This is a genomic window from Sphingomonas sp., from assembly GCF_036402235.1.
GTDB lineage: Bacteria > Pseudomonadota > Alphaproteobacteria > Sphingomonadales > Sphingomonadaceae > Sphingomonas.
The window spans coordinates 13,503-26,688 of sequence record NZ_DASWTG010000032.1 but is presented as its reverse complement, the minus strand read 5'-3'; the positions used below and the strand labels follow the sequence as shown (position 1 = coordinate 26,688).

General features: G+C 63.6%; 10 protein-coding genes. 7 read left to right on the top strand and 3 right to left on the bottom strand.

Translation table 11 applies throughout. The features are described 5' to 3' along the window. Positions 1-19: 19 nt before the first annotated feature. The 3 genes from VGD28_RS06725 to VGD28_RS06715 form a co-directional block, all read right to left on the bottom strand. A complete protein-coding gene (locus VGD28_RS06725; RefSeq protein WP_331027563.1) occupies positions 20-1,381 on the bottom strand; it encodes an MFS transporter in 1,362 nt (453 codons plus the stop codon). A gap of 66 nt (positions 1,382-1,447) precedes the next feature. After that, positions 1,448-2,329, bottom strand: a complete 882-nt coding sequence (locus VGD28_RS06720) for a phosphodiester glycosidase family protein (RefSeq protein WP_331027562.1) — start codon at positions 2,327-2,329, stop codon at positions 1,448-1,450. A 115-nt stretch (positions 2,330-2,444) separates the two neighbouring features. Beyond that, entirely contained in the window at positions 2,445-5,252 is a 2,808-nt protein-coding gene (locus VGD28_RS06715) for a TonB-dependent receptor domain-containing protein (RefSeq protein ID WP_331027561.1), read from the bottom strand. Between the two features lie 27 nt (positions 5,253-5,279). On the opposite strand from VGD28_RS06715, the gene VGD28_RS06710 reads away from it, so the two are divergent. The 7 genes from VGD28_RS06710 to trbB all read left to right on the top strand — a co-directional run bounded on the left by VGD28_RS06710 (position 5,280) and on the right by trbB (position 13,178). After that, positions 5,280-6,422 carry an ROK family transcriptional regulator gene (locus tag VGD28_RS06710; RefSeq protein ID WP_331027560.1) on the top strand — a complete coding sequence of 381 codons (1,143 nt, stop codon included), beginning with the start codon at positions 5,280-5,282 and terminating at the stop codon, positions 6,420-6,422. A 141-nt stretch (positions 6,423-6,563) separates the two neighbouring features. Further along, entirely contained in the window at positions 6,564-7,613 is a 1,050-nt protein-coding gene (locus VGD28_RS06705) for an SGNH/GDSL hydrolase family protein (protein WP_331027559.1), read from the top strand. A gap of 176 nt (positions 7,614-7,789) precedes the next feature. After that, positions 7,790-9,154, top strand: coding sequence for an alkaline phosphatase PhoX (locus VGD28_RS06700; protein ID WP_331027558.1), 1,365 nt, complete (start codon positions 7,790-7,792; stop codon positions 9,152-9,154). A 264-nt stretch (positions 9,155-9,418) separates the two neighbouring features. Then, entirely contained in the window at positions 9,419-9,580 is a 162-nt protein-coding gene (locus VGD28_RS06695) for a hypothetical protein (RefSeq protein WP_331027557.1), read from the top strand. A gap of 190 nt (positions 9,581-9,770) precedes the next feature. After that, positions 9,771-11,792 (top strand): conjugal transfer protein TraG, encoded by a 2,022-nt coding sequence (locus tag VGD28_RS06690; protein WP_331027556.1) that lies wholly within the window; start codon positions 9,771-9,773, stop codon positions 11,790-11,792. Between the two features lies 1 nt (position 11,793). Further along, complete coding sequence (locus tag VGD28_RS06685; RefSeq protein WP_331027555.1) at positions 11,794-12,192, top strand: CopG family transcriptional regulator; 399 nt, start codon at positions 11,794-11,796, stop codon at positions 12,190-12,192. Then, on the top strand, positions 12,192-13,178 hold the full coding sequence (gene trbB, locus VGD28_RS06680) for a P-type conjugative transfer ATPase TrbB (RefSeq protein ID WP_331027554.1): 987 nt from the start codon (positions 12,192-12,194) through the stop codon (positions 13,176-13,178). Before VGD28_RS06685 ends, trbB begins: the two co-directional genes overlap by 1 nt. Positions 13,179-13,186 lie beyond the last annotated feature (8 nt).

Below are 13,186 nucleotides of genomic sequence, written 5' to 3'. Positions count from 1 at the left end.
GATGATCGTTTTGAAGAATTCACCGTGGCCCGCGGATGGTCCAGACGGCTCGAGAGGAGTGGCGATGCGCCCGCGCCCTCCCGGCGCGACTCGTCCAGTAAAAGCAGAACAAAGCTAATCCCAGCGCAGTTATCGGGGGCCAGGTCATGCCCAGCCGGATGACATCCTCCGGTCCGCCTGCACGTTCGCGCAAAAACATGATATAGGCGACACCGCCACCTGCGGCTCCGATCCCCAGCTTTGCGGCGCAAGTGAGCAGCGCAAAGGTAAATGGGTCGCCTGCTGCCGAGCGCTTGGACACAGAGTTTGCATATACGGTCCAAAGCGCCATGCCGACACCACCGTTCGCGATCCCGAACAAGCCAGCCATTGCAATCTGGCCAAAATAACCAAGACCCGCGCCGCCGAAGAACCAGATCGCGCTCACCATCGTGAAGGATGCGACATACAAGGCCGTCTCGGCAGACCAGCGCCGGGCGATGGCCAGCCAAAGTATCTGAGAGCAGGTCAGGCCCACGGCCGCTGCGAGAACGATCAAGCGCGTCGGCGCATCAAATGCTGCGGCGGCCGCATAGTAAGGCTCCAATGATGTGAAGAGCGAGATCGCAAAGGACGCGAATGCCATCGTAGCGAGCAAGCCCGCTGCTTCGAGGCTTTTGGCATAATGCTCGGGCGAAGGTAAACGAGGCGAAGGTGCCTCTTTCGCGCCGGTCGGAACGGGCCCCTGTGCCACGCGCCACGCCGTTCCAATCGCCACGATGGACATGACGATAGCCGCAATCGCGAAATGACCGGCAGGTGTCTCCTGCACATCAAGCAGGATTGCCGTCAGGACGGTTGCGACCGTGATTGCGGCGAGTCCGCTGAAAGCAAGGCGCAGGGCCGACAGCCGGGCCCGCGCGTCGGCGTCGGGCGCCGCGAGAGCGACCAAGGCATTCTGGGGAATGTCATAGAAGGCATAGGCGATACGATAGGCCAATGCGGCGACAAGCGCGTAGGGGATGCGCGCGCCCTGCGGCAACAGATCGGTGGCGAACAATGCAACAAGCGGAAGGGCGCTTGCCCATGCGCCGATCAGGTGGAGTTGTAACGCGCGCTCGACAGTAAAGGCGCGTCGGCGCAGCGCCCGACCGACGAGCAGGTCGATCCCGGCGCTCGAAAGGATGCCGGCGATCAGCACCGTGCCCATCCAGACAGCGGGCAGTCCCGCCTGCTCGGTCAGGAAAAAGGCGAAAAGCAGTTCACTGGAGTGCCAGAAGAGCCCCTTGCCATAATGCCCGAGCCCATAACGCCAGCAGAAGGCGCCCAGCTCATCGGCGCCGGCCTTTGACCGGCGCCGCCGGAGCATTCGCTCAATCGGGAATAATGGCGACAGCGACATTGCAGGTCCGATCGCTCTCAAAAACGACCTGCGTATGACGAAGAGCAGTCAACTGGAATGACTCGTTCACTCGGAGCGCCGCGGCGGAGCGAACACCAGGATCTGATTGGCGACCGGACGCTCCTTGCCGACGACTCCGCTTTGGATCGGCTTGTTGAGGATTTGCGGCTGTCCGTCCGGTCCCTCGATTGCCAGCGTGGTGGAGCCACCGCCATCGAGGTTGATCGCGTCCCACGCGCCAAGCGAGCGGAAAAACGCTGCCAGTTCAGAGAGCGCAATTCCCTTGCTGTCCTCTTGGCGCCCGTCAACGGCAACGATCCAGGCGGTGTGGTGATCGCGCGAGACCGCAAAGGCGGTACGAGGATGAGTTCCGGTGGCGATTTCCAGCCGTGAGTTACGAACAGCGCCGTTCGCGACCAACCGCGGCCCTGCCGCGACCCCTTCGGTAAAACCTTTCGGGCATTGCTGGCCGTCCAGAATGCGAGCTTCTCCGGTTTTGAGGCAGAGGATCGAATCAATCCGGTTGTCGGGTACCGTTTCAATCGGCGAAACGGTTCGGCCGCCGGAGAGGAGCATTCCGGTGACGTTTACGGGATCGCCCACCTGCGGATAGAAGTCATTGCGCCCCTTACTTCCGGGCTTCCAGGGGTGAAAAAAGCTGGCATTGATCGCCAGCTGCGCATGACGTTTCTTGAGTGTGTCGCTCGTCAGGCTGGCGACATATTCCATGCCCTTTGAATTGTCGCCCGGGCTTAAACCGATCCGCAATCCGGGCTGTTTGAGATTGATGCGGACAATATGCAGTCGCGCAGAGGTGGGCTTCTCGATCTTTCTCTGCTCGTAGCGGATGCCTGGGAAGAGCTGGGTCCCCTTTGTCTGGGCTTCCGCCGGCGCCGAGGCGCCACTCGCGCCGGCCAGGATGACAGCCGCGATGGCGGCGGGAACCAAAGCGAGAGCGTTTCGCCTGCCTGCTGCAATTCTCATGTGCTCAATCTCTCAAATCATCAACACGGCCGGTAATTGCGGATAGAAGCCTGCCGGCCACCGACCCACCCGGCTTTGCTCAGAATGAAACGACCGCGTGGAAGAGCGCCGCCGAGCCGAATTTGTATGACGTCGTCCAGACATTCTCGTCCTGGACACCGCTGAGGCTCGGATGGTCGTTGAGCAGGTTGGTCCATTGATACTTGAACGTCAGGTTCCGCGTGACCCTGTGCCAGGCGGCCAGATTGATGGTGGTGATCGGGTCCCGATAGGAGAAGGTGTTGGGATTGGCGCCATAGCCGGTGAGGTTCCTGCCGCGATGGCTGAAGTTCGCGCGGAGGCCGCCACCGATGCCGGGAATGCGATAGGTCGCGGAGGCATTTACGATCCACTTGGGCTGATAGCCCATACCGTCGATATGCACGACATCCGTGGCAGTCTGGAAGTTCAGATAGCCCCAAAGCCGCGTCGCATTAATCGACAGATCGATGCGGTGATTGGAAATCCCGACCGGGATGCCTCGCTGAACCCAGGCGAACTCCACGCCCTGGAGCGCCGAGCCGGTCCCGTTCATCGGCTGGGTAAAGGTGGTGCTGACGCCATCCTCGACGCGCACCTCCCTCAGCGTGAAAATATCGTCCTTGATGCGCTTGTGGAAATAGGTGAGCTCCAGCATGCCGCGACCCTCGTTGTAGTAATGCTCGATGCTGAAATCGAGATTGCGCGATTGGCGCGGCTTGAGATCGGGGTTGCCGCGGGAAACGCTGCATTCGGTGGGGTCGTCCACGTCGCAAGCGGTGGATATGCCTTGCGCGATCTGCGCGGGAGCAGGTCGTGTCAACGTCTTCGAGAAGGACGCGCGCAGGACCGTGTCCCCTCCGGCGCCGAGCCGTTGGACGATGCCCACTGAGGGCAGCCAGTGGTCATAGCTTCCTTTGACGGAGGTGAACTCGCCGGTGACGTTGCCGTTCGCGGTCACCGGCGAGTTGGTGTGATAGCTCGCGGCATCGTAACGTACGCCAGCGATGATTCGCGTCGTCGGCAACGAATAATGGACGGAGGCGTAGGCGGATTTCAGATCTTCATAATATCCGAAGTCTTCACTGATGCTGTTATCGCGCGACAATGGCTCATTGACGCCAAGGCGATCCCAATATTTCTCGCGATATCGCCTATAATCCAGCCTCGGCAGTGAAACAGCGCTGCGATAGGGTATGTAATCCGGGTCGTAGATCACGTCGCTATTGTCTACGACGGGCGTCACCAGATAGTCGGTTCTGTCGGAATCGGTGTCATGCGTCATCCGGCTGAACTCGCCGCCGAGGACGAAGCCGAACCCGCGCGCGCCGCGATCGACATTGTGCATGAAATCCAGGCGGGTATCGAACACCCGCTGTCGGGCGTCCGCATCGATTTCATACTGGGACGTGACCCGGTAGGGCGTGCTGTAGATCACGGCAGGATCGCTCAACGAGTTGAACTCGGTCCGGCTGTCCTCACCGAGGGTGAAGTTGAAGCTGGGCTTCCTCGTAGGAATGGCGCGTGACGAAACAGCCTGCCGATAATTGCTGTAGGTTTCCGAGGAAAGCGCTGAACGCCAGATCAGTTTGGTATTGCTGTCGAAATCGTAGCTCGCATTAGCGATGACGCCACGATTCTCGTATTTAATGTTATCTTCCCAATAGTTGTTGAGAAAGTAGTTCACAGGCCAGCTATAGCCGCTTGCCGATGCAAGCTGCGTCGTCGGAGGAGTAAGATAGATATAATTGGCATTCGCGTTATAGTTTTGGGTAGTCGCATAATTATAGCCCATGACACTGACCTGCATGGCATCGCCGGACGATCGGTATTCGAGCTTCAGTGCGCCTCCGTACGAATCCAACACGTCGTTGTACGAACAATAGCAGGGATTGGTGATCGGGAACGCCAAGCCGTTCCAGTCCAGCTCTCGATCGGGCGCGGCAATCTTCCTGCCTGCGCTGTTATAATAGTTCTTGCTGGCGGATTCCAAATTTATGTCGAAATGGCGCGGCGTTCGTGCAAAGCGTCCCGCCGCGACTAGACCGAATTGCTGGTCGGACCCGAAGCGCGTGATGTACCGGCCCGAGATTCCGTAGCCGACCTGGCCCAACGACTTGTCGGCATTGTTGCTGTTGTCGCCGCCCTGAGTGTTGTACCGACCATAGGCATCGACAAATAGCGTCTTCTGCTTCGGATCGAAGGCGCTGAGCGTTACGATGTTGATCGCGCCGCCGATCTGGTCTGCGGCCTGCTCGGCTGTGAAGGTCTTATAGACGTCCACGCGCCTTGCGAAATCGCTGGGGAGGAGCTGGAGGTTGGTCCGGCGCCCGGTGGTGGCAGCGCCATTCTGGCCGACGCTCGCGAGACGCACTCCGTCGAGGGTCGTGAGGTTATAGTCCGCGGTGATGCCGCGGATCGTGACGTAGCGAGGATTCTCATAATCCTCGATGATGTTGATGCCCGGAAGCTGAGCGATCAACCCGGCGATCGAGCCATCCCGGGCCGGCGATTCGAGCGGGTCGACCACAACCGATTCAACGACCGTGGTCGAGTTGCTTTTCGAGCGGAAGGGGTCAGTAGCAGCAGTGATGACGATCTCTTCCGAACCCAGTGCGCGGGTATCGACGGATTTCTCTTCACTAGGTTGCGCCTCCTGCGCGTGAGCCAGGGCGGGGCAGCACAGGGCCAACAGGGGAAGGGCGGTGACTGCGCGACGACGAACTAACCTCATTTGATTGTCCCCCAGAGACGGCGCGATGTCGCCATGCGGCCGGATTGAGGCTGCATTGACGGTCTTTTTGTGACAATAATAAATATTTTCCAAAAAATAATTATGTAAGCATAATGTGGTTCTGACTGGCCGCATCAGCAGGCGCAGTTCCCGGGGGGCAGGATGAAATCCAAGGCACAAATCGCTCTCAGCGAGGACCAGAAGCAGGTCCTGTGGCAGCTGCGCAGCAAGGGGCCGGCATCGCGTAGCGACCTGGCGCTGCGGCTAGACGCAAGCAACACTGCGCTGACCAAGATCACCCGCGAGTTGCTCGCGCTCGATCTGGTCGAAGAACTGGATCTCGACGCCGATCGAACGCGCGGGAGGCCTGCCATACCGCTCACTATCTCGGCTCGCGGCGGTTATGCGGTGGGGGCGGCGGTTCACCGGGGTCTGCTCGAGGTCACGCTGCTCGATTATGCCGGCACTCCAATCAGCGCAGCCACCGAGGCGTTCGACAGTGCCGACCCACGCGTGTTTGCCGATGCGCTGTTGCGGATAGTTCATCGTTTGACGACGGAGAAATCCCTACTGACGCGCCGGCTGCTCGGGGTCGGGATCGGCGTGCCGGGTGCCGCGATTAGCCGCGACGGCACGCGCCGCTGGACCGTGGCAGGCCTGGAAGGTTGGCGAGACGTTCCGCTGGACGAGGTAATCGGCGACTATCTGGGACTGCCAGTCTGGATCGAGAACGACGCCAATGCCGCGGCTCTCGGCGAATATTATGCAGGCGGTCTGATCGGTCAGTATTCCGCGGTGGTCGTCATTTTACTCGGACACGGCATTGGCGCGGGCGTGATCGCGGCAGGCGAATTGCTGAAAGGTGAGATGGGCAATGCAGGGGATATCGGCCGCCTGTACCCAGGCAATCGGCCAAGGCCTTCGGGCGTCGATCTCCTGGCGACCCTGGCATCGGCGGGCTGCGACATTTCTTCCCTTGCTGACCTTAAGCAGCAAACCAGCAAACATGCCGAAGTTATCGAAAGCTGGATCGAGCGTGCAGCCGCTCAGTTGGAGCCGATGATCGACGGGAGCATCGCCTGGTTCGATCCTGGCATGATCGTGCTGAGCAGTTCGCTGCCAAAATCGATGCTCCAGCAATTGGAAGGCCGATTGCGGAGCGCCCAATTGATGCGGCCCCCGGTTCGGATCGCGCCGCCAGAGCTGCGTTCGTCCGAACTGGGCGGCGCCGCGGTCTCGATCGGCGCGGCGCTCCTGCCGATCCACGCAATGACCGCGCCCGGCCAGTTATTCTCGAAAAAATAAATAATAGTGTCACATGCGTTGGACACACGCACCGGCGCCATTCCGGGCGACCAACGTAAAATGGATCTCACGAGCATGAACTCAGAATATTCTCGGCGAGAGACATTGGCGGGCGCTGGGACGCTCTTGGCCTTTGGCAGCATGCCCGGTGTGGCACGCGCGCAATCCGGGCCACCGCTGGTCTTCACCGATGCCGCGAGGCTGCCGCTGGTCGGTCGCGCCTTTCCCGAGCGGCCGAGCGGCTGGCACCGGATCGCCCCCGGCTCCTATCCCGATCTACCTGCTGCAGTGAAGGAGCGGCTAACGAACCCGGCCGGCCTGGCACTCAGCTTTACAACCAACAGCCCGATAATCGCTGCCCGGTGGTGCACTGCCGATGCGAAGCAAAACCCAAATATGGCACCTATCGCCCAGCGCGGGCTCGACCTTTACATCCGCCGCGGCGGGACGTGGCTATGGGCTGGAGTCGGGCGTCCCGGCGACGGCACGGTCTGCAATGACGAAACCCTTGTCCTGAACATGGACGATAGCGAGAAGGAATGTCTGCTCTACCTGCCGCTCTATAAGGAGTTGAGGAGCCTCGAGATCGGCGTCACGGCCCGCAGCTCGCTAAAGGGGGCTGCCAATCCCTTCCGCAAGCGCGTGGCACTGTACGGAAGCTCGATCGTCCAGGGCGCCTCGGCCAGTCGTCCAGGCATGGCCTATCCGGCTCGGCTTTCGCGTCATCTCGGCGTGGACATCATCAATCTTGGGGTCAGCGGGTCGGCCAGGATGGAACCCGCGGCCGCCCGCCTTGTCGCCGATGTCGATGCAGACGCCTACATGCTGGATTGCGTGCCCAATACCAGCCCGGAGCTGATTGCGCAGCGCGCTGGCAACCTGATCCGCACTGTGCGATCGAGACGCCCCCATGCGCCGATTATCATCGTGATGAGCATCATCCGTGGCCTGACCCACTTCAACCGGGTCTGGGCTGAGAATATGGTCAGGCAGAACGCCGCCATGCTGGCTGAGATCAAGAAATTGACCGACGTCGAGAGGCTCACCGTCATCCCTGCGGACGAATTGCTCGGCCATGACGGCGAAGCGACCGTCGACGGCACGCATCCCAGCGATCTCGGCTTCGACCGGATGCTTCGCGTGATCGAGCCAATCGTTGCCAGTGCGTTGAAGCAAAACGGGATTTTGTAGAGCGTAGGAAGCCTGTCGATATCTTGAACGAAGCCACCATGCCCACGGACGTAGTGGGCCTCAACATCAGCGTTCAACGTAACCGCCGGCGAACTTGAAAGCCATGGTTCGCCTCGGCAACGATCGGCAGCGGGTATGGGATGAACCAGCCGGCCGCAGGCAACGGAGGATGAGCAATGCTGGACCGTAGGCAATTTGCGCTGGGCCTCACCGGCACCGCGTTCGCCGGGCTGCTCGGTGCCTGCACCTCGCTGCGCGGGAGCGCGACCACGACCACGCCGCGCGCCTATGGCTCGCTCGAGCCCGATCCGGCAGGCTTGCTCGACCTGCCCAAGGGGTTCCGTTACCGGGTGATCTCCTCGTTCGGCGACCGCATGGACGACGGCTTCGTCGTCCCCGACCGCGCTGACGGCATGGGCTGCTTCGCGCTCGACAACCGCCGCGTCGCTCTCGTTCGCAATCACGAGCTCCAGGCACGCCACCTCGATACGGGGCCGATCCGGGGCGGAAATGGCGCCGGGCTCGCCGCCTATGACCGCAATGCCCAGGGCGAAGCGCTGCCGGGCGGCACCTCCACGATCGTCTACGATCTTGCCGCAGGCCGGGTCGAGGCGCAGCACCTGAGCCTCCTCGGCACGATCCGCAACTGCGCGGGTGGGATCACACCTTGGGGAAGCTGGCTCACCTGCGAGGAAGACGTGACCCGCGCCGGGAACGGCGTGGTGCGCGATCATGGCTGGGTGTTCGAGGTGCCGGCGATCGCGCGCGGGCTGGTGGACCCGGTACCGCTCACCGCAATGGGGCGGTTCAACCATGAGGCGGCGGCAGTCGATCCGCGCACCGGCATCGTCTATCTCACCGAGGATCGCGACGACAGCCTGCTCTACCGCTTCTTGCCCGCAACCAAAGGCAAGCTCGCCCGTGGCGGACAGCTCCAAGCGCTGGCGCTGGTCGAAGCGAGTCTCAACGACAGCCGCAACTGGAATGGCGTCGATCTTCCGCAAGGCACCTGGCAGTCGGTGCGGTGGATCGATCTCAATCGCGTCGAAAGTCCGGACGATGACCTCCGCAAGCGCGGAGCGGCCAAGGGCGCGCTACTGTTCGCGCGCGGCGAGGGCATCCATTATGGCGATGGCGAGATCTATTTTTGCTGCACCTCGGGCGGCGCGGCCAAGCTCGGTCAGGTAATGCGCTATAAGCCGTCGCGCTTCGAAGGTCGGCCGCAGGAGCGCGACGATCCCGGCATGCTCCAGAACTTCGTCGAATCGACCGATCCTTCACAGCTCAACTTCGGCGATAACCTGACGGTTGCGCCCAACGGTCATCTGATCGTCTGCGAGGATCAATATACCGATGTCGTTGACAACCATCTGCGCGGCGTGACGCCCGATGGGCGGCTCTATCCGTTTGCGCGGCTGCGTGCCCAGACCGAGCTCGCCGGCGCCTGCTTCTCGCCCGACGGCTCGACCCTGTTCGTCAACGCCTACAGCCCCGGCAGGACACTGGCGATCACCGGTCCTTGGTCGGCTTTCACCGCGTGAGGCAAGAACAAGCGGCGACGCCCGACCGGCGCCAACCTGGTGAGAGGCCGAGGGGGGCCTCAAATGACCTGAGGTCCAAACATCGGCTTTGCCGAGCTTCGGAATTGAAAGCATTCCTTCCGTTAGCGACCTGCCTTCCCCAGATCGCAATTATAGGGGACCAGTAGACCTTTCTATTGCGTCGTTGCCACATCACCTCCGGCACGCTCGTGTCTTGCAAAGAGGTTGGGCTTGCACTGCCCGGTCGTTCAGCACTGCGCGGGCATGCTGGGCAGCGCCTACGGCCTGGCGGTAGTGGATTGTGCGGAAACGCTCGGCTTCCTCGAACCCGACCGGCGCCCATTCCTCGCTCGGGTAGCAGGCGTCATAGATCGCGCGCGCAGCCGCACGCAGCTGGAGATCATGCTCCATCTCAAGCTCCGTTGATGTCGAATCGCCGTGTCGCGGCGGGCGTATCGTTAGAACATAAATAGAACACCGCTCAATCTGAATCTGCGCGCCGTTGAGTTGCGCTCCAAACGTACCTCCCGTCGTCAGAGAGCGACTGATGTTTGGCGGCTCGGCGCGCGATCCTTGAGGCCAAGGCCCGCGGTGAGTCGCGCGGGCGGAGGTCCGCATGACACCCACCAAGCTTCTTCTCGGCCAGATGCTGGTTGTCGCTCTGATCGTAATCGCCGGCATCTGGGCGGCGACCCAATGGGCTGCGGCGTCGCTAGGCTACCAGCCCGAGCTCGGCGCGCCGTGGTTCGAGCTCGGCAACGTACCCGTCTATCGGCCCTGGTCGATCTTCCCCTGGTGGTTCCACTTCGACGCCTATGCGCCGCTCGTCTTCGACGAAGCCGGCGCGATCGCCGCGGCGAGCGGGCTTGCCGGCTGCGGCACAGCCATTCTCGGGTCGGTATGGCGGGCACGCCAACATCGCCATGTGACCACCTATGGCTCCGCCCGGTGGGCGAGCAGGCGCGAGATCCACGCAGCGGGATTGTCGGCCGACAGCGGCGTGCTCCTCGGTCGCGCGCACGGCCGCTATCTGCGTCACGATGGCCCCGAGCATGTCATGGCGTTCGCGCCGACGCGCTCGGGCAAGGGCGTCGGGCTGGTCGTTCCGACCTTGCTCGGCTGGACCGGGTCGACCGTCGTCCACGACATTAAGGGCGAGAACTGGCAGCTGACGTCCGGATGGCGGTCGCGCTTCTCGCATTGCCTGCTGTTCAATCCGACCGACGCGCGATCGGCACGCTACAATCCGCTGCTCGAGGTCCGCCGCGGCGCCGACGAGGTGCGCGACGTCCAGAACATCGCCGACATCCTCGTCGACCCCGAAGGCGCGCTCGAGCGGCGGAACCATTGGGAGAAGACCAGCCACTCGCTGCTGGTCGGCGTCATCCTCCACATCCTCTATGCCGAGGAGGAGAAGACGCTCGCCCGGGTCGCTACGTTTCTCTCCGACCCCGGGCGCCCCTTCGTCGCGACGCTGCGCGCGATGATGACTACCAATCATCTCGGCACTGCCGAAGCACCGATGGTGCATCCGGTCGTCGCTTCCGCCGCGCGCGAGGTCCTCAACAAGTCCGACAACGAGCGCTCGGGCGTGCTCTCGACCGCGATGTCGTTCCTCGGCCTCTATCGCGATCCGACCGTGGCGGTCGTCACTGCCGCTTCAGACTGGCGGATCGAGGACCTGGTCGGCGCCAAAAGCCCTGTTTCGCTGTACCTGGTCGTGCCGCCCTCCGACATCAGCCGCACCAAGCCGCTGATCCGGCTCGTGCTCAACCAGATCGGCCGGCGCCTGACCGAGCATCTGCACGCGGCCGGCACGCCGGACCGCCACAAGCTGCTGCTGATGCTCGACGAGTTCCCGGCGCTGGGGCGTCTCGACTTCTTCGAGACCAGCCTCGCCTTCCTCGCCGGCTACGGCGTCCGCGCCTTCCTCATCGCCCAGAGCCTCAACCAGATCGAGAAGGCGTACGGCGAGCACAACGCGATCCTCGACAATTGCCACGTCCGCGTGGCGTTCGCGACCAATGACGAACGGACCGCCAAGCGCATCTCCGACGCTCTCGGCACCGCCACCGAGCAGCGCGCCATGCGCAACTATGCCGGGCACCGGCTCGCGCCCTGGCTGGCGCATGTCATGGTCAGCCGACAGGAGACTGCCCGTGCGCTGCTGACCCCGGGCGAAGTGATGCAGCTGCCGCCCACCGACGAGCTGGTGCTCGTCGCCGGCCATCCGCCTGTTCGGGCGCAGAAGCTGCGCTACTTCGAGGACGCATCCTTCAAGCCCCGCCTGCTCCCGCCTCCCGAGCCTGGCGCCCACGGTGCCGCCGACTTGCCGCCCGCGCGGCCGGACGACTGGCACGGACGCGTTGGTCTGATCGACGATCGGCTGACCGCCATCACGAGCGATGGCGATGAGGAAGTCGGCGGACTCGAGCAGGCGCGCCATCCCGCGCAGGAGATCGAGCCCGTCGCCGCGGCCGACCTCGCGCCTGCCGACCCGCTCGGGCTGGGCGAGGACGAATCCGATCCCGCGGCAGACAAACGAGCCCTGGACCGGGCAGCGCAAAGCGCCGTCCGTCGCGCCTACGCCATCGACATGGCCGACAGCCGGCCCGGCAATCTCGAGCTGGACTTCTGAGATGGTCGACCGCGTCCGCCACCAGCTCTTCCTGCCCAGGCCAGTGAGCGACCGGCTCGTGGCGCTTGCGGCACGCCCGGGCGCCTCCAAATCCGCGATCCTTGCCGATGCGGTGACCGCCTGGCTGAACCGACGTGGCACGTCCGAGCTGGAGGATCGCTTCGCGCTCCGTCTCGAGCGGATATCGAGCGCTCTGGCTCGGATCGAGCGCGACGGCGATGTCGTGCTCGAGACGCTGGCGCTGTTCATCCGGTTCGAGCTCGCCATCCAGGCGCCCCTCGCCGAGAACGACCATGCCGGCCGCGCCGTGGCGCGCGAGCGCTTCGAAGCCTTCGTCGCGCAAGTCGGCCGCGCTGTCGCGAGCGGGCGACGCACGCTCCTCCCCAAGGAGGACGGCTGATGGCCGGCACGCCTTCCGCCGACCGGCAGCGCGCGATGCTGCGCACCGCCATGGGTCCCGACATCGCTGCGGCGCTTTCCGATCCGCTGGTCCTCGAGATCATGGTCAATCCCGACGGGTCGTTGCGCCTCGACCGGCTCGGGGAGGGCCGGGTCGATACCGGCATCTTCATCGCCGCCGCGCAGGCTGAACGCATCATCCGCCTGGTCGCGAGCCATGCGCGCGCCGAGGTGCATGCCGGGCAGCCGGTCCTGTCGGCCGAGCTGCCGCCGCACCGCGAAGGCTATGCGGGCGAGCGCTTCGAAGGGGTGCTGCCGCCGGTCTCGTCCGGCCCCTGCTTCTCGATCCGCAAGCCTGCGCAGCGCCTCTACACCCTCGACGACTATGTCGCCGACGGCTTCATGGACGCGGCTACGGCGGACGCGCTGCGCGCGGCGGTCACCCAGCGGTTCAATATCCTGGTCGCCGGCGGGACGAGCTCGGGCAAGACCACGCTCGCCAATGCCCTGCTCGCCGAGATGGGCTGGGTCGATGCGCGCGTCATCCTGATCGAGGACACGCGCGAGCTGCAGAGCCCGGCACCGGACACGGTGGCGCTCCGCACGCGGCCGGGCCTCGTCTCGATGGCCGACCTCGTCCGCTCGACGCTGCGTCTCCGGCCCGACCGGATCATCGTCGGCGAGGTGCGAGGGCCCGAGGCGCTCGATATGCTCAAGGCCTGGAACACCGGGCATCCCGGCGGCATCGCCACCGTCCACGCCAACTCCGCCGAAGCCGCCCTCTACCGCATCGAGCAGCTCGTGCAGGAAGCGGTGGTCACCGTGCCCCGCCGGCTCATCGCCGAAGCCATAGATCTCGTCGTCTTCATCGCCGGACGCGGTGCCCATCGCCGCGTCGACACGATCGCGCGCGTCGCCGGCGTCGATCCGGACACCGGCGCCTACGCGCTTGCCCCCTTCCGCCCCGCCCCCAGCCAAGGAGCCTGACCCATGAA

Coding starts and splice junctions, on each gene's coding strand:
- VGD28_RS06690 (WP_331027556.1), top strand. CDS start 9,771: ATGACACCCACCAAGCTTCTTCTCGGCCAGATGCTGGTTGTCGCTCTG.
- VGD28_RS06705 (WP_331027559.1), top strand. CDS start 6,564: ATGCCCGGTGTGGCACGCGCGCAATCCGGGCCACCGCTGGTCTTCACC.
- VGD28_RS06710 (WP_331027560.1), top strand. CDS start 5,280: ATGAAATCCAAGGCACAAATCGCTCTCAGCGAGGACCAGAAGCAGGTC.
- VGD28_RS06700 (WP_331027558.1), top strand. CDS start 7,790: ATGCTGGACCGTAGGCAATTTGCGCTGGGCCTCACCGGCACCGCGTTC.
- VGD28_RS06715 (WP_331027561.1), bottom strand. CDS start 5,252: ATGCGGCCAGTCAGAACCACATTATGCTTACATAATTATTTTTTGGAA.
- VGD28_RS06695 (WP_331027557.1), top strand. CDS start 9,419: ATGCTGGGCAGCGCCTACGGCCTGGCGGTAGTGGATTGTGCGGAAACG.
- VGD28_RS06685 (WP_331027555.1), top strand. CDS start 11,794: ATGGTCGACCGCGTCCGCCACCAGCTCTTCCTGCCCAGGCCAGTGAGC.
- trbB (WP_331027554.1), top strand. CDS start 12,192: ATGGCCGGCACGCCTTCCGCCGACCGGCAGCGCGCGATGCTGCGCACC.
- VGD28_RS06725 (WP_331027563.1), bottom strand. CDS start 1,381: ATGTCGCTGTCGCCATTATTCCCGATTGAGCGAATGCTCCGGCGGCGC.